This window comes from Paenibacillus kyungheensis (genome assembly GCF_028606985.1).
GTDB lineage: Bacteria > Bacillota > Bacilli > Paenibacillales > Paenibacillaceae > Saccharibacillus > Saccharibacillus kyungheensis.
In genome coordinates this window covers 720,001-738,939 of sequence record NZ_CP117416.1, presented here as the reverse complement: position 1 = coordinate 738,939, position 18,939 = coordinate 720,001, and the positions used below count along the sequence as shown (strand labels likewise).

11 protein-coding genes, 7 tRNA genes, 2 rRNA genes and 1 riboswitch (1 of these 21 only partly in view) are annotated in these 18,939 nt (G+C 40.6%); of the genes, 3 read left to right on the top strand and 17 right to left on the bottom strand.

What is annotated here, in order from left to right; all coding sequences use genetic code 11:
• Nucleotides 1-88: 88 nt before the first annotated feature.
• A riboswitch (purine riboswitch) is annotated at nucleotides 89-190 on the bottom strand.
• Between the two features lie 243 nt (nucleotides 191-433).
• The 3 genes from PQ456_RS03290 to PQ456_RS03280 all read right to left on the bottom strand — a co-directional run bounded on the left by PQ456_RS03290 (nucleotide 434) and on the right by PQ456_RS03280 (nucleotide 3,668).
• Entirely contained in the window at nucleotides 434-874 is a 441-nt protein-coding gene (locus tag PQ456_RS03290) for a universal stress protein (protein WP_204825660.1), read from the bottom strand.
• A 264-nt stretch (nucleotides 875-1,138) separates the two neighbouring features.
• Nucleotides 1,139-1,420, bottom strand: coding sequence for a DUF1294 domain-containing protein (locus PQ456_RS03285; RefSeq protein ID WP_273614841.1), 282 nt, complete (start codon nucleotides 1,418-1,420; stop codon nucleotides 1,139-1,141).
• A 43-nt stretch (nucleotides 1,421-1,463) separates the two neighbouring features.
• A complete protein-coding gene (locus tag PQ456_RS03280; protein ID WP_273614840.1) occupies nucleotides 1,464-3,668 on the bottom strand; it encodes an alpha-galactosidase in 2,205 nt (734 codons plus the stop codon).
• A 292-nt stretch (nucleotides 3,669-3,960) separates the two neighbouring features.
• On the opposite strand from PQ456_RS03280, the gene PQ456_RS03275 reads away from it, so the two are divergent.
• Complete coding sequence (locus tag PQ456_RS03275; RefSeq protein ID WP_273614839.1) at nucleotides 3,961-4,770, top strand: MurR/RpiR family transcriptional regulator; 810 nt, start codon at nucleotides 3,961-3,963, stop codon at nucleotides 4,768-4,770.
• A 99-nt stretch (nucleotides 4,771-4,869) separates the two neighbouring features.
• Here PQ456_RS03275 and PQ456_RS03270 read toward each other — a convergent pair whose 3' ends face one another.
• From PQ456_RS03270 to PQ456_RS03255, 4 genes are all read right to left on the bottom strand, one after another.
• Nucleotides 4,870-5,586 (bottom strand): N-acetylmannosamine-6-phosphate 2-epimerase, encoded by a 717-nt coding sequence (locus tag PQ456_RS03270; RefSeq protein WP_273614838.1) that lies wholly within the window; start codon nucleotides 5,584-5,586, stop codon nucleotides 4,870-4,872.
• 7 nt (nucleotides 5,587-5,593) lie between these two features.
• Nucleotides 5,594-7,195: a maltose/glucose-specific PTS transporter subunit IIC gene (locus tag PQ456_RS03265; RefSeq protein ID WP_273614837.1), complete on the bottom strand. Its 1,602-nt coding sequence runs from the start codon at nucleotides 7,193-7,195 to the stop codon at nucleotides 5,594-5,596.
• Nucleotides 7,196-7,351: 156 nt separating this feature from the next.
• Nucleotides 7,352-9,511: a DNA topoisomerase III gene (locus PQ456_RS03260; RefSeq protein WP_273614836.1), complete on the bottom strand. Its 2,160-nt coding sequence runs from the start codon at nucleotides 9,509-9,511 to the stop codon at nucleotides 7,352-7,354.
• Nucleotides 9,512-9,792: 281 nt separating this feature from the next.
• On the bottom strand, nucleotides 9,793-10,854 hold the full coding sequence (locus tag PQ456_RS03255; protein WP_273614835.1) for a Gfo/Idh/MocA family protein: 1,062 nt from the start codon (nucleotides 10,852-10,854) through the stop codon (nucleotides 9,793-9,795).
• 324 nt (nucleotides 10,855-11,178) lie between these two features.
• On the opposite strand from PQ456_RS03255, the gene PQ456_RS03250 reads away from it, so the two are divergent.
• On the top strand, nucleotides 11,179-12,756 hold the full coding sequence (locus PQ456_RS03250; protein ID WP_420540658.1) for an amidase family protein: 1,578 nt from the start codon (nucleotides 11,179-11,181) through the stop codon (nucleotides 12,754-12,756).
• Between the two features lie 482 nt (nucleotides 12,757-13,238).
• Here PQ456_RS03250 and PQ456_RS03245 read toward each other — a convergent pair whose 3' ends face one another.
• Complete coding sequence (locus PQ456_RS03245) at nucleotides 13,239-14,432, bottom strand: GNAT family N-acetyltransferase (RefSeq protein WP_273614833.1); 1,194 nt, start codon at nucleotides 14,430-14,432, stop codon at nucleotides 13,239-13,241.
• 516 nt (nucleotides 14,433-14,948) lie between these two features.
• On the opposite strand from PQ456_RS03245, the gene PQ456_RS03240 reads away from it, so the two are divergent.
• Nucleotides 14,949-15,935, top strand: a complete 987-nt coding sequence (locus PQ456_RS03240; RefSeq protein ID WP_273616226.1) for a ketoacyl-ACP synthase III — start codon at nucleotides 14,949-14,951, stop codon at nucleotides 15,933-15,935.
• A gap of 250 nt (nucleotides 15,936-16,185) precedes the next feature.
• Here the strand turns inward: PQ456_RS03240 and PQ456_RS03235 are convergent.
• The 9 genes from PQ456_RS03235 to PQ456_RS03195 form a co-directional block, all read right to left on the bottom strand.
• Nucleotides 16,186-16,256: transfer RNA gene (locus tag PQ456_RS03235), tRNA-Gly, on the bottom strand.
• A gap of 161 nt (nucleotides 16,257-16,417) precedes the next feature.
• Nucleotides 16,418-16,492 (bottom strand) — tRNA-Gly (locus tag PQ456_RS03230).
• Nucleotides 16,493-16,500: 8 nt separating this feature from the next.
• Nucleotides 16,501-16,582, bottom strand: a tRNA-Leu gene (locus tag PQ456_RS03225).
• A gap of 13 nt (nucleotides 16,583-16,595) precedes the next feature.
• A tRNA-Lys gene (locus PQ456_RS03220) sits at nucleotides 16,596-16,671 on the bottom strand.
• Nucleotides 16,672-16,769: 98 nt separating this feature from the next.
• Nucleotides 16,770-16,842, bottom strand: a tRNA-His gene (locus tag PQ456_RS03215).
• A 30-nt stretch (nucleotides 16,843-16,872) separates the two neighbouring features.
• A tRNA-Thr gene (locus PQ456_RS03210) sits at nucleotides 16,873-16,948 on the bottom strand.
• Between the two features lie 16 nt (nucleotides 16,949-16,964).
• Nucleotides 16,965-17,036: transfer RNA gene (locus PQ456_RS03205), tRNA-Glu, on the bottom strand.
• Nucleotides 17,037-17,137: 101 nt separating this feature from the next.
• Nucleotides 17,138-17,254: ribosomal RNA gene (rrf, locus tag PQ456_RS03200) — 5S ribosomal RNA — on the bottom strand.
• A 64-nt stretch (nucleotides 17,255-17,318) separates the two neighbouring features.
• Nucleotides 17,319-18,939: ribosomal RNA gene (locus PQ456_RS03195) — 23S ribosomal RNA — on the bottom strand (it continues 1,302 nt past the right edge of the window).

The window sequence follows — 18,939 nt, the reverse complement described above, 5'->3', positions numbered from 1 at the left end:
ACAGAAAGACAAAATACGGTCATCAGCCTACACAGACGTATCACTTCAAAACAAAGGTATAGTCTGCTGTAATGACTGCAATCACATCGATCTATCTGTTTACTCTCGTAGTCCGAATATTTACGGTATTCGGGTAGAAACGTCCGGGCCATATTCCCGATTTTATACGAGTCATTATTTCATACGTTTAATAAGCTTCATGTGTTAGTGTACCAATCTACAACACATCATGTCAACTTAAAGACGAACGTTTTATGTCGCTAATATTCTATTGTTCGTATTTAAAGGCTTTCATCTTTGATTTTTTCTGCGTTATTCTATATCAAAATAAAAAAGACGCATAGAACCATTGTCACTCGGACATTGATTACATACGTCTTGATCATGGTAACCTATTCATCTTTACCTGTAGTTCGTATTGATTGTATTGCGTTTACTTCACAATCAACACTGGGATTTTAGCATGTTGAACAACATTATGACTTACACTACCCAGTACAAATTCGCGAATACTGCCTAGTCCACGACTACCGATAATAATAACATCACAGTGATTAGCTTCAGCATATTCTAAGATATTTTGTGCTGCTGCACCCTGAATCATTTCAACACTGATCGTATTACTAATTTCAGCTGCTTCTAGACGACGTTTAGCTTCTTTCGCTGTTTGAGTAGCTAATTCATACAATTCTTCGTTAGACGTAGTCGGTACAGGTACAATCCCTTCGCCTACAAAATAACGTGGAAAATCAAATACATGAATAGCATGAATTTCAGCATGTGGAGCTGCTTTGGCTAATTCCACTGCACGATCTAACGCTTTGTTTGATGCTTTAGAACCATCGTATGCTAATAAAATTTTGGAAAATAACATATTATCCATCTCCTCTATGCCAGTGGGTATCCATTGGTGGTGTGATTATGCTGCGTCTGGATTTCTGAGATCAGGATTCTGTAGGATATCTGTTGTTATGTAAGCTGGTCAACAGAATGAAGATATCATCCATCCGTAACACTTATCCAGATAATCATAAGTGTTATACATTCAGTATACTCCTTTATTACCCGTTATGCTCATTTCGTGAAACGAAACAAAGACCTGACGAATCTTCATCAGGTCTTTGACTTATTACGTTATTTAGCGTATCCATGTTATCCATACATAGCCGTATACCACGATATTCAGAACCAATAACAGCGGAACGCCTATTACAAATGAACGATGTTTGGTTTTGTGTCGCTTGGTCATCATAGCAATCCAAATACCTAATGCACCACCGATAGACGCCCAGATAAACAACGTTCTCTCTGGTATACGTTCACGACTGCGATGACGTTGTGCACGTTTTTTGTCTGTTGCCATTACGATATAAGCAACAATATTGACAATCAGCAGCCAGACTCCTAATATCTGTTCCATTTCTGCCTGCCTCCATTAATTCAATCTCTACAGTGTAAGTGTACTATTCCACCGCTTTGAATACAAACAAAGCACTATAGAAATCTTCTTGCGCATACGGAGCAATAATACCATGATACATCAATTCATCACCTGCATAAGTGTTAGGATCTGTAACACCGTTGACAGACATCGAATAACGACGATGTGGATCAAGCCCTTTTAATTTCAGACGACGAAGTGGTCCATTAGGCACACTTAACACTTGGAAATAACCTGCAAATGCTTCTTGCTGATCTTCCGAGACGAACATCCATGACGTAATATTGCTTTCAAAAGGACTGAGCAAACGATAAAATTCACCAAATTGAATCAGTTCGCGCAACTCTTTATACTGAGCTACTTGTTCTTTAACTTCTTGCTTTTCTGTATCTGTAAGCTTGGTCAAATCCAGCTCATAACCAAAATTACCAGACATCGCTACATGACCGCGAGTCGTAAATGAAGTCATACGTCCGACTTGGTGATTCGGTACATCAGATACATGCGCGCCCATCGCACTTGCTGGATAGACCGTACTGGTACCGTACTGAATTTTCAGACGCTCAACTGCATCTGTATCATCACTTGTCCATGTTTGTGGCATATAATATAGCATTCCCGGGTCAAATCGACCTCCACCACCAGAGCAACTTTCAAATAAAATATGTGGGAATGTAGAAGTAATTTTTTCTAAAACACTATATAGTCCAAGCATATACCGATGTGCTGTTTCCCGTTGACGATCCGCTGGCAACAGAGCAGAACCAATCTCAGACATATTGCGGTTCATATCCCATTTCACATACGTAATCGGTGCAGAAGATAGCACAGCGCTGACCGACTCTACAATATAATCACATACATCTTGACGCGACAAATCCAGAATCAATTGCTCACGTCCCATTGTACGACTGCGATCCGGCACATGCAGACACCAGTCAGGATGAGCGCGATATAGATCGCTATCTGGAGATACCATTTCTGGTTCAAACCACAATCCAAATTGCATACCTGTAGCTGTAATTTCTTTTGCCAGTTTGCCCAGACCTTCTGGTAATTTGCGACGATCTTCTACCCAATCCCCAAGTGACGTACGATCATCATCACGATGACCGAACCAACCATCATCCAATACAAACAGCTCAATTCCTAACTCTTTCCCTGCTGCTGCAATAGATTTGATCTTCGGTGCATCAAAGTTAAAGTAAGTCGCTTCCCAGTTATTAATCAAAATAGGACGCACTTGATCACGATGTTCTCCACGACTTAGACGTGTACGATACAATTTGTGATACGTGCGAGACATTCCTCCCAATCCTTCAGAAGAATGAACCAGTACCGCCTCCGGTGTCTGGAACGTATCACCTGCTTCTAATTTCCATTCAAAATCAAACGGAGACAATCCAATCTGCATACGAGTGGTATGGAATTGATCGACTTCGACTTGAGCGACAAAGTTACCGCTATAGACAAGACTCATACCATAGACTTGCCCTTGATCTTCATTCGCATCTTTACCAAGCAAAGCGATAAATGGATTTTGCTGATGACTACTGGAACCACGTTTACTTTCGATCCGTTGCAATCCTGGAGCAAGTGTACGGTAATGAACATGGCGTTCACGAGTCCATGCACCAGACAATTGCATCATTCGATATTCATCATCTGCCAAATCTACGCTACTGCTTAGTGCACGCTGAATATGAAGCGTTGTGGTTCCATCATTACGGAATTTCACAGAACGTGTAATCGCATTCAATTCGTTAAATACGGTATAGCTGACTACAGCTTCAAGCCCGGTTAATTTATCACGCAATACAATTTCCAATGTATCTGCTTCCTGCTCCTGCTCTACATATGTAGCTGGTAATCCTTGAAGTTTCGGTTTGCCTGCTGTAATAGTATGACTCACATAATGTAGATCGTTGACTGTTGTGCCATTACTATGTTTAGCTTCAAAAGCAGGTTCGCCATAATCGCCACGACCATAACCTGGATATTCTTGTGGTAAGGTATCAAAAGAAAAAGTACGATCATCTGCATGATAATTCGGGCTAAATGAAGCACGTTCTATCTGTTGTAGCAGACTACCAATAGATGTTCCTTGTAGACGAGGTCCCCAATATAAATGAACCAAATGAGTTGATTTCATTAATTGAATAACATAACTCGTTGAACGAGATTGTAAATGAAAAGTCGATTGAGTAGTATCGAAAAATATAGACATGGAATAATCCCTTTCTGATGGATCGGCTCAATACCGAATATCCAGTTATTCTATCGCATTTATTTTTAGTGTAACGGTAAAATGATCAAAAGCACATAGCATAATTCCATTATTTGATGGCACTATCCTATAATATAGAGATCGCTCTTCAAACTATACTATAATAGAAAGAAATCAACTGTTCGCTCCCTACTATCTAACCGCAATCTAACATATGCTATGAATATAAAAAATCATTTTTTATAGAAATTGAGTCGCGCTTATATGATCAGGCGTTTAAGGAGGATGAATTATGGCTCTCAATGTACTCGACGAACTACAATTACGATACCAACAATTATCTGCCAAAGAAAAAGAAATTGCAGATTATATTATGCGTCATAAAAATTCTATTCATAATATCAATATTCGTGATCTCTCCGAGCGCACACAAGCTTCAATGTCTACAATCACACGTTTTTGTCGCAAAGCAGGATTTAGTAATTTTATAGATTTTAAGCTAAGCTTGAATCGAGAAATTGATATTCCACGAGATGAGCTTAACTTTTTTGCACAGACAAGACATTTATACAATGAAATTATTATGGCAACTGCTGATATGATCAAGCCTCAGATGATTGAAGAAGTCGTTCAGCAGATTCAGCAAGCCAGACGTGTCTATGTATACGGATTAGGAAGCTCTGGCTTATCCGCGCTAGAGTTCAAGTATCGTCTAATGCGAATGAATATTTTAATTGATGCTGTTACTGATTCGCATATGATGATGATGAATGCGTCTTTGATGGATGAACAAGATTTGGTGATTGGATTATCCAATTCTGGTCATACTACTGAAGTGAATAGTGCTCTACGTATTGCCAAAACAAATCAAGCTCATATTGTCGGAATTACTAATTTCGATCATACGCCTTTTACAGAAACAACTGATCTATGTCTATTTACACCCGGCTTACAGCGTATGGGCGATATCCCGTTTATCAATAGTCAATTAGCGATTATCTATGTGCTTGATATGATCTCGATGTTATTGCTCCAAAATGAAGAACGATTATCTGCACGTCAGCGTACGCTTCATGCTTTGTACAAACAAGATCATTCATAATGCCAATTCCAGACAAAGAAAAGAACCGATAATCATTTTCGGTTCTTTTTTTGACATTACTATGATTGATGTTTATAACATAGAATGTGTAGCACAAGTCTATTCTGTTGCAATCGATGCAGGACGAACTTGTTTCATTTTGTCCATAAAACGTGCTGTAATCTGTTGCGGACGTGTGATCGCTCCGCCTACTACCACGCTGTATACACCGAGTTCCAGACAACGTGCCGCCATCTCTGGTGTCATAATATTTCCTTCAGCTACAATAGGAGTCTTGATCTGACGAACCATTTCTTTTAGAATCTCAAAATCATTTTCATACACTTTCTGATGAGCTGTATATTCTGTATAACCTACCAGCGTAGCCGATACCAGATCAAATCCTAACTGTTCAGCAACCACGCCTTCTTCTACAGTCGATACATCTGCCATCAATAACAGTTCAGGATATAGCAGACGAATTTGTTTGACCAGATCAGCCAATGTGACACCATCAGGACGAGGACGTGTAGTCGCATCTAACGCTATAATTTCACAACCAGACTCTGCTAATTCATGAATTTCGGTTATCGTCGGCGTAATAAATACAGGATGGTCTCCATAATTACGTTTGACGATTCCAATCACAGGCAATGATACTTGTTGTTTGATTTCTTTAATATCTTGCGCAGTATTCGCTCGAATTCCTACAGCTCCACCTTCTTGAGCGGCAACTGCCATTTTTCCCATAATAAAAGAACTATGCAAAGGTTCATGTTCTAATGCCTGACACGATACGATTAACCCCTGCTGTAATCCCAATGAATCCAAATCCATATTGCATTCACTCCATTTCCATATATTCCTCGATCTCATTTTTAATAACACTCACTTGCGGACCATAGATCACTTGCACACCGTTACCATTAATCAGCACACCTTTGGCACCTGAATGTTTCAAGCGATCCTGTGATACTTGATCTGGTTGATAGACTGATATCCGTAGACGGGTTGCACAACAATCCAGATCTTTAATATTTTCTTTGCCACCTAATGCACTAAGTATCACAGCCGGACGAGAAGTATCAACTTCACTACGATCTGTGGCTACAGCATCGGTTATCGGTGTGGTTGACCCTGTTCCACCTGTTGTATTTTCGTTCGTATCTGCTACAGTCTCATCTTCACGCCCCGGTGTTTTGAGATTGAATTTGACGATTAAGAAGCGGAATGTGAAATAGTACAGAGCGAACCACACCACCCCGATTATCGGCACATAGATCCAGTTGGTTTTGGCATTTCCCTGTAAAATACCGAATAAAATAAAGTCAATTAAGCCACCGGAAAATGTCTGACCAATCGTAATCTGAAATATATGTGCCAGCATAAAAGCAAATCCATCAAACACAGCATGAATAACATACAAGAATGGAGCTACAAACAAAAAGGCAAATTCCAATGGTTCCGTAATTCCTGTCAAAAAAGACGTCAACGCCGCTGATAACATTAATCCACCGACAACCTTTTTGCGTTCTGGACGTGCAGTATGATAGATCGCTAATGCAGCTCCCAACAATCCGAACATCATTGTAATAAAGCGTCCTGACATAAAGCGCGATGTACCTGAGAAATATTTTTCAGTCGAAGGGTCACCTAATTGAGCAAAGAAAATGTTCTGGGTTCCTTCCACTATCTTACCAGATACTTCCATTGTACCACCAAGTCCGGTTTGCCAGAAAGGGAGGTAAAAAATATGATGCAATCCAAGCGGCCCTAACATCCGTAGAAAGAATCCATAAAATAATGTGCCTACATATCCGGTCGCATCTACGATTCCACCTAACTTGGTAATCCCTAATTGAATTGTTGGCCATACTAGAAATAACAACAATCCTACAAATATTGCTGCAAATGAAGAAACGATCGGGATAAACCGAGAACCACCGAAAAATCCTAGAAATTGAGGTAACTCAATTTTGTTATATCGATTATGAAGACCTGCTGTCACCAAGCCGATAATAATACCGCCTAGCACACCTGTCTGTAACGATTGTATCCCTAGAATCATACCTTGACCGGCTGCCGCCATATTTTCAGTAACCAGTTGATTACTATTGATCAACATCGCATTGATCGAAGCATTCATCACTAGATACGCCAGTGCCGCTGCCAACCCTGCTGTTCCTTTATCCGAGCGTGCCAGTCCAACCGCTACCCCGATCGCAAAAATCAATGCTAGATTGCTAAACGTAATATCTCCTGCACTACTCATCACTTTGAAAATATACTGCAACCAGCTAATCTGTAGTACAGGATATGTACTCACTGTATTCGGATTAGAGAGTGCTCCCCCTATGCCTAGCAGTAATCCTGCTGCTGGTAATACAGCAATTGGGAGCATAAAAGATTTACCAAACCGTTGTGCCTTCTCGAAAAAAGTTTTCATTTAGTTACACCACCTGAAAATATTTTCTTTTAAATATAGATTATGAAAATATTTTCGTCAACGATTATTTTAAGAAAATAGTTGCCATTGCATACCAAAAAGCTCTTTAGCTAATGTTACGGCTAAAGAGCTCTCAATTGTGTTATTAGGTTATCTCTATTCTTTTTTCTCTTCCAAAGCGGCTTTTAGCAAATCACCTAGACTTGAACCAAACGATTCTTTCTTTTCAAATTGCTTCACTAACTTTTGCTGTTCACGTTTGTTAACCGGGCGACCGCCGTCTTTATTTAACGTTTCGGTAATTCCACAACCGAGACATTGTACATACTTTCCAGCTTTGCCGTCTTTGATTTCCATTTTTTTATGACACTGTGGACAGCGACGATTTGATAACTGCTTTTCAGTCGAACGACGATAACTACAATCTTCACTTGGACAGATCAGGAATGTGCCACGTTTCGATTTTTTCTCTAACATTCGTGTTCCACATTCAGGGCAATGACTGGAAGAGACATTGTGTGGCTTATAATTCACATCACTCTTTTTCACACCATCGACCATCGATTGCGCCATCTGACGAATCTCTTGTAAAAATGGAGCCGGTTGCCCTTGTCCACGAGCAATTTTTTCTAACTGCTGTTCCCAACGTGCTGTCAATTCAGGCGTCCGCAGTTCAGGCGACACCAATTCGATCAATTGTGCGCCTTTTCCTGTAGGATGCAGATGATTGCCTTTGCGTTCGATCGTATCGGAAGAAACTAATTTTTCAATAATATCTGCTCTAGTTGCTGGCGTACCCAGACTATGTTTTTCCATTTGTGATAACAGAGCGGCTTCTGTATATCGTTTAGGAGGCATCGTACGACCTGCTTTAACAATACAGCGAGCAATCATTTTCGATTCCCCTTGTTTGAGTTCAGGCAATTTCTGCGTTCCCCGGTGATCTGCTCCACGCTCTGATGAACGATGATGTGAATCGGTTTCTTCATCCTCATCTTCTTCATTCCACTGATCACCATATACAACACGCCAACCTGAATCTTTGATCGTAACCCCTTTGGCATAAAACTGCTCTCCTGCGGCTTCAATAATCACTTGAACCGTATCATAAGTAGCAGGTGAATAAAATAAACTGATAAAACGGCGCGCAATCAGATCATACAATTTACGCTCATCGGTTGTAAGTGCGTTCAAAGATACTATTTCTTCTGTAGGGATAATCGCATGATGATCACTAATTTTGCTATCATCTACAATCCGTTTATCAATTTTAAGTGCATTACGTAATAAAGGACGTGCTAGTGGCGCATATGGACCTACCGCTACACTGGATAAACGTTCTTTGAATGTATCTGTCATATCTGAAGACAAATAACGTGAATCGGTACGCGGATACGTGACGATTTTGTGTTGCTCATATAACTTTTGCAATACATTAGACGTATGCTTAGCAGAAAATCCATATTTTTTATTCGCATCACGCTGTAACTCTGTCAGATCATACGCTAGTGGATGAGGTTCTTGGCGTTCATTCTTTTTGACCGATACAATCTTCGCTTGCTTGCCTGCCAAAGACTGCTCTAACTGCTGTACATTCTGTTGTTCAAAAATTCGTCCGTCTCCTTGAGCATTCCGCCATTCTGCTTGTAGATCACCTAGATCAATCTGCAATGTATGATAATCTTGAGAGCGAAAATCTTTAATCTCATTCTCACGCTTCATCATCATCCCCAGTGACGGTGTCTGCACACGTCCTGCTGATAATTGAGCATCGAATTTACAAGTTAATGCTCTGGTAATATTCAGACCAACCATCCAATCGGCTTCTGCCCGGCAACGAGCCGATTCGTACAGACGGTCAAATTCTTTACCCGGACGCAATTTTGCAAATCCTTCACGGATCGCTTTGTCAGTCTGAGAAGATATCCATAATCTTTGAAAAGGTTTATTCCATTTTGCCATCTGAATAATCCAGCGTGCTAACAATTCTCCTTCACGTGCAGCATCGGTAGCTACGATCAATCCTTGCACATCATTTCGTCTCAGAAGATGCTGTACAATTTTGTATTGATGACTACTTTCTCGCAGTACTTTTAACGTCATCTTTTGCGGCAAAATCGGCAAATCGTCTAGATTCCATTTCTGATAACGAGTATCATAATCTTCCGGCTCTGCTAGACCGACTAGATGTCCAAGCGCCCAGGTTACTATATATTTAGGGCCTTCCATATACCCTTTATGTTTCTGATGGCTTCCCATCACACGCGCGATTTCTCTTGCAACTGAAGGCTTTTCAGCTAATACCACTTGCTTCATATAATTCATTCCTTTCACTTTCTTGTATATATTTGTGTATCATTTATTTACGGTTATTTTTCTCCTGTGTATTCGTTGCAATCAGACGTCGATATACACATCTATATATTGTAACACTTTTCAAATAAATATTAAGGTTATTACACGACCTTATGTGCTGATCCAATTCTTATGATAGAACACTATATGTACAGTCCACTTGGATATCACAAAAAAGCCGATATCTATATTTCACTATAGAATACCCGCTTTTTGTGTAATTCATTTCTACCTATCTATTTTTAAAATTCTTTATGAATCACTGCATCTTTTTCAGCCGCTTCAAAAATCGTCTCGATCAGCACTAACACTCGATGTACTTGTTCATTAGGTACAGCCGATTGCGCAGAGCCTTCGATCACAGACAAAAAGTTCACATAGAACTCTTCTGGCGGGTTTTGGATCGGTTCAATCGATTTACGAATTGTAGACTCTTCAGAAGGTGGAGCCATCGTTTTGGTCAATCCACGACCTGCTTGAATCGGTTTGGGTTCTACTTTTTCCACTTCTGTATTACGGGTAACGATCTCCCCGCTTAGATCCCAATCTTGAATAATTGCTGTTCCTTCGGTTCCTTTTACATACCAGCGTGGTAATTTAACATAGTTAGTTGTACCGACTTCTACAACTGCTGTTAACCCATCTTTAAAACGAATCGTTGTTGTAAATCCATCATCTACTTCTGTATCCAAAATGGTACTCAACTGAGCATGGACACTTTCGATCTTACTATCGGTAAGCAATAATAGCTGATCTAGTAAATGCACTCCCCAATCAAGCAACATGCCGCCGCCATAAGCTTTGAGCTGTCTCCAATCTCCTGGAATACCATTAGCTCCTTGTACACGTGATTCCACATGAAACACATCTCCAACAGCCCGTTTTTCAAACATATCACGAATAATCAAGAAATCTTCATCCCAGCGACGATTTTGATGTACTGTAAATGTCTGACCGGTTTCTTCTGCTACTTTGACAATGTCTAGCAGATCCGCACTGTTGATCGTTACAGGTTTCTCACAAATAACATGCTTGCCTGCACGTAAAGCCTGAATCGATAATTCTTTATGTACATCGTTAGGAGTAGCAATCAATACAATATCAACATTTTCATCTGATAAAACCGCTCCCATACTTTCATAAGCATGATAACCATGTTGTCCAGCAAGTTCCATCCGATAGTCTACGATATCGTACACACCAGTTACTTCAAGTGCAGGTACTTTCTCAATCAATTGCCCATGATAACTTCCCATTCCGCCATAGCCTACGATGACCAAATTGTATACCGACTTGTTTGCCATGTTGATTCCTCTTTCTATACTGGATTATAATTCCATTTAAGCCATTACCATTTTATTCTACCAAACTTTTAACTGCAACATCACATTTCTTTTGCACAAATATTAATTTTATCTGCTCCTTGTTAATGTACCGAATTTTCTTTAAAAGAACAGTTAAATATGTATCATTTTAATCATTATTTTATATTCTAATCTAAGCCTATTTGATCTTTTGTATTGACATGTTATCTTTTTTAACACTAAAATACATAATTAATTACATGTATCAACAATAATCGATGATATCTTACAAAGGAGTGAAGTTATTTGTCTAATATCCAACATATGAAAAAGTATCAAAAAGTAATTGTTATGTGGTTTACAGTTATTGCGTTAATTGTTGCTCCATTCAGTACATACGGTGTTACCTCTTCTGTTCAAGCTGCTGGCTCTCCAGGAACCAATGAACCTTTTGTGATTACAGAAGCAACGATTGCTCAGATGCAATCAGCTATGAAAGAAGGTCGTCTGACTTCTGTTCAGCTTGTACAACAATACTTAGATCGAATTGCTAAATATGATGATCAAGGGATCAAGCTTAATGCTATTCTTACGATTAATCCCAAAGCACTTGAAATTGCAGCTCAATTAGACAAAGAACGTGCTACGACAGGAGCACGCGGGCCTTTACATGGTATACCGATTATTGTAAAAGACAATTTCGATACAGCCGATATGCCTACAACAGCAGGTTGTGTCTGTCTTCAAAATTCGATTCCAGATCAAGACGCTGATCAGATCGCTATGCTCAAAGCAGCAGGTGCTATCATTTTAGCCAAATCCAATCTGCATGAATTTGCATTTGGAATTACTACTTCGAGCTCACTTGGAGGGCAGACGCTGAATCCTTATGCACTCGATCATTACCCGGGCGGTTCGAGCGGTGGAACAGGAGCTGCTATCGCTGCTAACTTTGCAGCGGCAGGTCTAGGAACAGATACAGGTGGATCTATTCGTATTCCATCTGCATTTAACAATCTGGTCGGTATTCGTCCTACGGTAGGATTAAGCAGTCGTGATGGTATTATTCCACTCGCTCTTACTCAAGATGTCGGCGGGCCGATCGCACGCACAGTAGAAGATGCAGCGATATTATTACAAGCTACTGCTGGCTATGATGCAGACGATATTGCTACAGCTTATAGCGTTGGACATATCCCTGCGAATTATACCGATTCATTACAAGCAGATGGTCTGCAAGGAGCTCGTATCGGTATAGCCACAGAATTGTTCAATAATACAAAAGACAGTGAAAAATCAGTCACCCAAGTGGTCTACACGGCTGTCGATGATATAAAGCGATTAGGAGCTACACCGGTTCCTATCCAAATTCCTAACTTACAACAAATTATGAAATACCCTAGCCTTAGTGGTTACGAATTTAAATTTCAAATCAATGATTACCTGGCGAGCTTAGGAGAAGATGCACCTTATCATAATCTGACCGAAATTCTAGCATCCAATCAATTTGATCCCAAGCAAGCTGAAGCGATGCAAAAACGTAACACTGTAGCCACACTTGATACTCAAGAATATAAAGATATCGTACTCAACCGTACTAAGGTCACACGCGAATCTCTTTTAAAAGTAATGGCAGACCAGAATCTAGATGCGATTATCTATCCGACGACTACCCAACCAGCAGCTACGATCGGTGAAGAACAAGTATCAGGTGACAATAATCGGTTAAGCCCTTTTTCCGGCTTCCCTGCGATTACAGTTCCTGCTGGATTCACCAATCAGAAATTGCCGGTAGGAATTGAATTTTTAGGTAGACCATTTGATGAAAGCACATTGATCAAATTAGCATATAGCTATGAACAAGGTACTCATCATCGTCAAGCTCCTACATTAACACCATAATTATCTTTTTTAAATTTTTCATATAATCGATATAATCTAACTCGGTCATTCAGTCATTCAGTCATTCAGTCATTCAGTCATTCAGTCATTCAGTCATTCAGTCATTCAGTCATTCAGTCATTCAGTCATTCAGTCATTCAGTCATTCAGTCATTCAGTCATTCAGTCATTCAGTCATTCAGTCATTCAGTCATTCAGTCATCAAAAGTATACTCGAATAGTGCAAATGCACAATTATATTCAAAAAAAAGCTTATCCTCTACAAAGTGTATAATGCACTTCAGTAGAGAGATAAGCTTTCTCAGCTTAATTATCATTGTAAAGATCATACTGTTTATATTTACGATTTGAACTGTATGATTCCTTTACAGTATCACTATTCATTTGCTTTCACGTTTTATAAGAACTTCCACCAATTAAAGCATTCATTCTAAAAAATCACTCTATACGTACATCACTAATACTCCACCCATTCACATGTGCTTAGAAAAAGTCCATCAAATGTGTGGTAGTAAAAGGAATCCGTGATTCCAAAATATGAACAGCTTCTAACTTGCCTTTCCATTTCCCCCAACTACATAAAGCTAGCGGACGTTTATACCCCATCAATGCTACAGTTAATGCTTGAATATCTGTATCAATATCACTATGATCCCAGAGATCTTGTTGCAAACCTTCGGGCAAAGCTTCACGCCGACTCACTTTCGCTTTACCTTCATCATTAATAAGCACATCCCAGATCCCATTGTTCCACTCTGCTGTCGCATCATTCACCCGGATCGATAACGATTCTACTTTACCAACCGTAAATGGATATTGCTCAAGAAACGTTTTAACATTAACTATTCTCGCCATAAAATAAGGAACAATCTGTTGCTCAATACGTGGATCATTCAACAGATACGACAACGAATCATCGATCGGTGCTTGCACATTGACTTCAGTCACCATTGAATCGTGGTTAGAAATAAAAGTCCATAGTGCTTGGCGTGAACGTTCATCAAGAGATACCAATTCTTTAATATTCATTTTCTGATCTTTGATCTCATAAATAAGATAACCACAAGCTTGATCTTGAGGATTATAATAAACAGCGGTAAACAAATCACTATTCGGTACTAATTTTCGTTCCCAACGCTCGGTATCTCTTACCAGTGTTCCATTATAATTAGAAGCATATTTTTCATAAACAGCATTAAAAATTTCCAAATCACGAATACCACGTTTTATTGTACCTTCAACTTGAACTTTAGCAGGTAGCTTATTCGTAGGAATAGTATATTGACGATATTCAATATAAGTCTCCCAGCCAAACTTACGATAAAATGGAAAATGAAACGGATGCAAAAAGGATATCGATTGCCCTGCTTCATTCATTTGTTGCAGTGTATGATCTAATAACTTCGCAACCAATCCCTGTCTTCTTTTCTCAGGCCAGGTCGCAACACCTGCAATCCCACCCATATCAAAAACTTGCCCGTGTATGTACGTCTGTAATGGTAAAAGTGTAAGTTGAGCACTCAATTGCTCTTCTTCAAAAAGTCCCCATGTTCGTTCTGGTTTAAAACCTTGTTTTTCTTTTTCCAGTTCTTCTGCAGATCTGCGATATTGAAAAGCATACATTCCTAATTCCGCTCGTGCATCAAAATCTTCTACTGTTAATTGTCTAATATCCATTACTATAGTCACCTCACTGAAAATGATAAATTACGTCAGATCTGAATCATTAGCACTTTCCACATAGTATAACTTATATACTACTTCAATTATAAAACAGTCCATACAAACAAAATAAAGCATATCATTTAAAATATACTTTTCTCATGATTTAAACAATATGATTCTGTATGGTATGATAACTCCATATGCTTCCATTATAACATTTACTATTACCTCAAAACCAATCGAGCTATATCAACATCACTTAGTCATCCCAAAATCAATAATCGATTTACAATATTGTTCAAATAGGTTATATTTAAAATGAATTAGTACCTGGTACTATAACCTAGTATTAAAAAGATTAAATACAATCATTATGCTGCCTTTTTATAAAATATCCTATCATAATCTAACTCTGTCAATCCAATCGGTTTATATAGTCATTGTATTACAAGATAATCAGCATCTTACCAAATTATCAACTACTCCAGTATATACACATCATTCAAATCATATATAGAGGTGATCTTTATCAATCATTCAACAGCTCGTCTTACAGCATTAGGAACTTATGTCCCCGACAAACGTTTAACTAACACTGATCTTGAACAGCTAGTCGATACATCTGACGAATGGATTGTTCAACGTACAGGGATAAGAGAACGCCGTATTGCTAATGAGCAACAATTCACATCTACACTCGGAATAGAAGCAGTCAAAAATCTACAGAAAACTTATCCAGGTACTTTGGAAGATGTAGAACTCATTATTGTGGCTACCACAACTTCAGATTATGTATTTCCAAGTACAGCTACTCAAATTCAATCTTATTTCAATATCAAAGGTGCTGGTGCACTAGATCTCAATGCTACTTGTGCTGGCTTTGTATATGCACTTCATGTAGCCAATAGCTTTATCACATCAGGTCTTCATCGCAAAATTCTAGTGATTGCTAGTGAAACGATGAGCAAAATAACAGATTATACCGATCGCAGCACATGTATTTTATTCGGTGATGGTGCCGGTGCAGCCTTAGTCGAATACGATCCAGAACAACCTAGCTTTCTAGGAACTTTTATGGATAGCGATGGTTCTGGTGGAGAACATGTATACCGCACCGGATTATCCGATCAAATCAATAATCAAGCGATGCTTGGCAATGGAAAAATCGTACAAAATGGTCGTGAAGTCTATAAATGGGCTGTACGTACAGTACCAAAAGGTATTCAAAACCTTTTAGATCAGACCAATCAATCCCTTACCGATATTAATTGGTTCGTTCCACATAGCGCTAATCTCAAAATGATCGATTCGATTTGCGAAAAAACAGGATTTTCTCTAGACCATACACTTACCAGTGCTGAATGGTACGGCAACACTTCTTCTGCTTCAATTCCTCTAGCTTTGCAATTAGGAAGAGATGATCATAAATTAAAAAATGGAAATACCGTATTACTATATGGTTTTGGTGCAGGACTCACCCAAATGGGTATGATTTTACGCTGGAATTTAAAATAATCTTTTAAAACTAATACCTAGCTAAATATGTTTAAAATATATTTGAAATGCATACAAAGCAATATAAAAAAACAAAGTAATATAAAAAGAAACAGTACAGAATAAGAGTTACTTCTGTGCTGTTTCTTTTTTATCCAATACTATTCAACCTATATCCATAATCCTTTATCACTTATCGCATTCTTTAGCCTATTAAATTAATAGAAAACTAAAAAGGATGCCTGCACAATGCAGACATCCTTTTTTATAAAGCGGGTGATGGGAATCGAACCCACGCTATCAGCTTGGAAGGCTGAAGTTCTACCATTGAACTACACCCGCGGATTAAGAGGATATGGTTAACATCAGGTATATTATAAAACCTGAATAACCATGTTAATCAAATCTTACACATGCCAACTATAAACAAATATAGTTGTTATATGAATTAAAGCGTAGAATAAAAACGTATATAATATATACGCTCTACACTGAATAAAGATTGGAGCGGACGATGGGAATCGAACCCACGACCCTCGCCTTGGCAAGGCGATGCTCTACCGCTGAGCCACGTCCGCAAAATCTATGCGCGTGGAGGGACTTGAACCCCCACGTCGTGAGACGCTAGATCCTAAGTCTAGTGCGTCTGCCAATTCCGCCACACGCGCATATTAAGAAAAATGGTGAGTCATGAAGGGCTCGAACCTTCGACACCCTGATTAAAAGTCAGGTGCTCTACCGACTGAGCTAATGACTCATACAATTTAGGCAGTAATAGTATTGATTTAACATACATATTACATTTTACATCATTTTAATACTAATATCAAGCTAATTCTTTATAAGATTATAAAGGGCGACCGATGGGACTTGAACCCACGAATGCCGGAGTCACAGTCCGGTGCGTTAACCCCTTCGCCACGACCGCCATAGCAATCAAATTAATATTAAAAATAAATGGTGCCGGCGAGAGGATTTGAACCCCCGACCTACTGATTACAAGTCAGTTGCTCTACCAACTGAGCTACACCGGCATAGTGTATATGTTAATGACCCGTAGGGGACTCGAACCCCTGTTACCTCCGTGAAAGGGAGGTGTCTTAACCACTTGACCAACGGGCCGCTTAAAAAAGTAACAGCGTAACTTTTCATACGCTTCAACCTATTAAAATCAATCTTAACCCTTCGGCGAAAAAAAAACCCCGAAGGGATAAAACTATTTTGCTTGGCAACGTCCTACTCTCCCAGGACCCTGCGGTCCAAGTACCATCGGCGCTGGAGGGCTTAACGGTCGTGTTCGGGATGGGTACGTGTGGAACCCCTCCGCCATCATTACCAAACAGGCAGGTGTGTTGCTCCCTGAAAACTGAATCCGAAAACGAAAACCATCGCGTGTTAGCTTATTTGGATAAGCCCTCGACCGATTAGTATTGGTCAGCTCCATGCCTTGCGGCACTTCCACCCCCAACCTATCAACCTCGTCGTCTACAAGGGGTCTTACATACTGGGAAATCTCATCTTGAGGGGGGCTTCACGCTTAGATGCTTTCAGCGCTTATCCCTTCCGCACGTAGCTACCCAGCGATGCTCCTGGCGGAACAACTGGTACACCAGCGGTGCGTCCATCCCGGTCCTCTCGTACTAAGGACAGCTCCTCTCAAATTTCCTACGCCCACGACAGATAGGGACCGAACTGTCTCACGACGTTCTGAACCCAGCTCGCGTACCGCTTTAATGGGCGAACAGCCCAACCCTTGGGACCTACTTCAGCCCCAGGATGCGATGAGCCGACATCGAGGTGCCAAACCTCCCCGTCGATGTGGACTCTTGGGGGAGATAAGCCTGTTATCCCCAGGGTAGCTTTTATCCGTTGAGCGATGGCCCTTCCATGCGGTACCACCGGATCACTAAGCCCGACTTTCGTCCCTGCTCGACGTGTCTGTCTCGCAGTCAAGCTCCCTTATGCCTTTACACTCTTCGAATGATTTCCAACCATTCTGAGGGAACCTTAGGGCGCCTCCGTTACACTTTAGGAGGCGACCGCCCCAGTCAAACTGCCCACCTGACACGGTCCCTGTACCGGATCACGGTACGAGGTTAGAACTCAAATGCGATCAGGGTGGTATCCCAACGGCGCCTCAACCGAAGCTTGCGCTCCGATGTCTACGGCTCCCACCTATCCTGTACAAATCGCACCCCAGTTCAATATCAAGTTGCAGTAAAGCTCCATGGGGTCTTTCCGTCTTGTCGCGGGTAACCTGCATCTTCACAGGTATTAAAATTTCACCGGATCTCTCGTTGAGACAGCGCCCAAATCGTTACGCCATTCGTGCGGGTCAGAATTTACCTGACAAGGAATTTCGCTACCTTAGGACCGTTATAGTTACGGCCGCCGTTTACTGGGGCTTCGGTTCATAGCTTCGCTTGCGCTAACCACTCCCCTTAACCTTCCAGCACCGGGCAGGCGTCAGCCCGTATACTTCGCCTTGCGGCTTCGCACAGACCTGTGTTTTTGCTAAACAGTCGCTTGGGCCTTTTCACTGCGGCCCCCTCGTGCTATTCACACTACCGGGGCACCCCTTCTCCCGAAGTTACGGGGTCATTTTGCCGAGTTCCTTAACGAGAGTTCTTCCGCGCGCCTTAGAATTCTCTTCTCACCCACCTGTGTCGGTTTGCGGTACGGGCACCTGCTTCCTGGCTAGAGACTTTTCTTGGCAGTGTGAAATCATGACCTTCGCTACTATAATTTTCGCTCCTCATCACAGCCTGGCCTTGGGGTATGCGGATTTGCCTACATACCAGCCTCACTGCTTGAACGGACATCCATCAGTCCGCGTCACTATCCTCCTGCGTCATCCCATTGCTCATAACGGCTTTCGGTGGTACAGGAATTTCAACCTGTTGTCCGTCGACTACGCCTTTCGGCCTCGCCTTAGGTCCCGACTTACCCTGAGAGGACGAGCCTTCCTCAGGAATCCTTGGGTTTTCGGCGGATCAGATTCTCACTGATCTTTTCGTTACTCATA

Excerpts from the sequence above, each read along its gene's own strand:
- PQ456_RS03265 (WP_273614837.1), bottom strand. The coding sequence starts at position 7,195 with ATGAAAACTTTTTTCGAGAAGGCACAACGGTTTGGTAAATCTTTTATG.
- PQ456_RS03260 (WP_273614836.1), bottom strand. The coding sequence starts at position 9,511 with ATGAAGCAAGTGGTATTAGCTGAAAAGCCTTCAGTTGCAAGAGAAATC.
- PQ456_RS03280 (WP_273614840.1), bottom strand. The coding sequence starts at position 3,668 with ATGTCTATATTTTTCGATACTACTCAATCGACTTTTCATTTACAATCT.
- PQ456_RS03290 (WP_204825660.1), bottom strand. The coding sequence starts at position 874 with ATGTTATTTTCCAAAATTTTATTAGCATACGATGGTTCTAAAGCATCA.
- PQ456_RS03255 (WP_273614835.1), bottom strand. The coding sequence starts at position 10,854 with ATGGCAAACAAGTCGGTATACAATTTGGTCATCGTAGGCTATGGCGGA.
- PQ456_RS03270 (WP_273614838.1), bottom strand. The coding sequence starts at position 5,586 with ATGGATTTGGATTCATTGGGATTACAGCAGGGGTTAATCGTATCGTGT.
- PQ456_RS03245 (WP_273614833.1), bottom strand. The coding sequence starts at position 14,432 with ATGGATATTAGACAATTAACAGTAGAAGATTTTGATGCACGAGCGGAA.
- PQ456_RS03250 (WP_420540658.1), top strand. The coding sequence starts at position 11,179 with ATGAAAAAGTATCAAAAAGTAATTGTTATGTGGTTTACAGTTATTGCG.
- PQ456_RS03285 (WP_273614841.1), bottom strand. The coding sequence starts at position 1,420 with ATGGAACAGATATTAGGAGTCTGGCTGCTGATTGTCAATATTGTTGCT.
- PQ456_RS03275 (WP_273614839.1), top strand. The coding sequence starts at position 3,961 with ATGGCTCTCAATGTACTCGACGAACTACAATTACGATACCAACAATTA.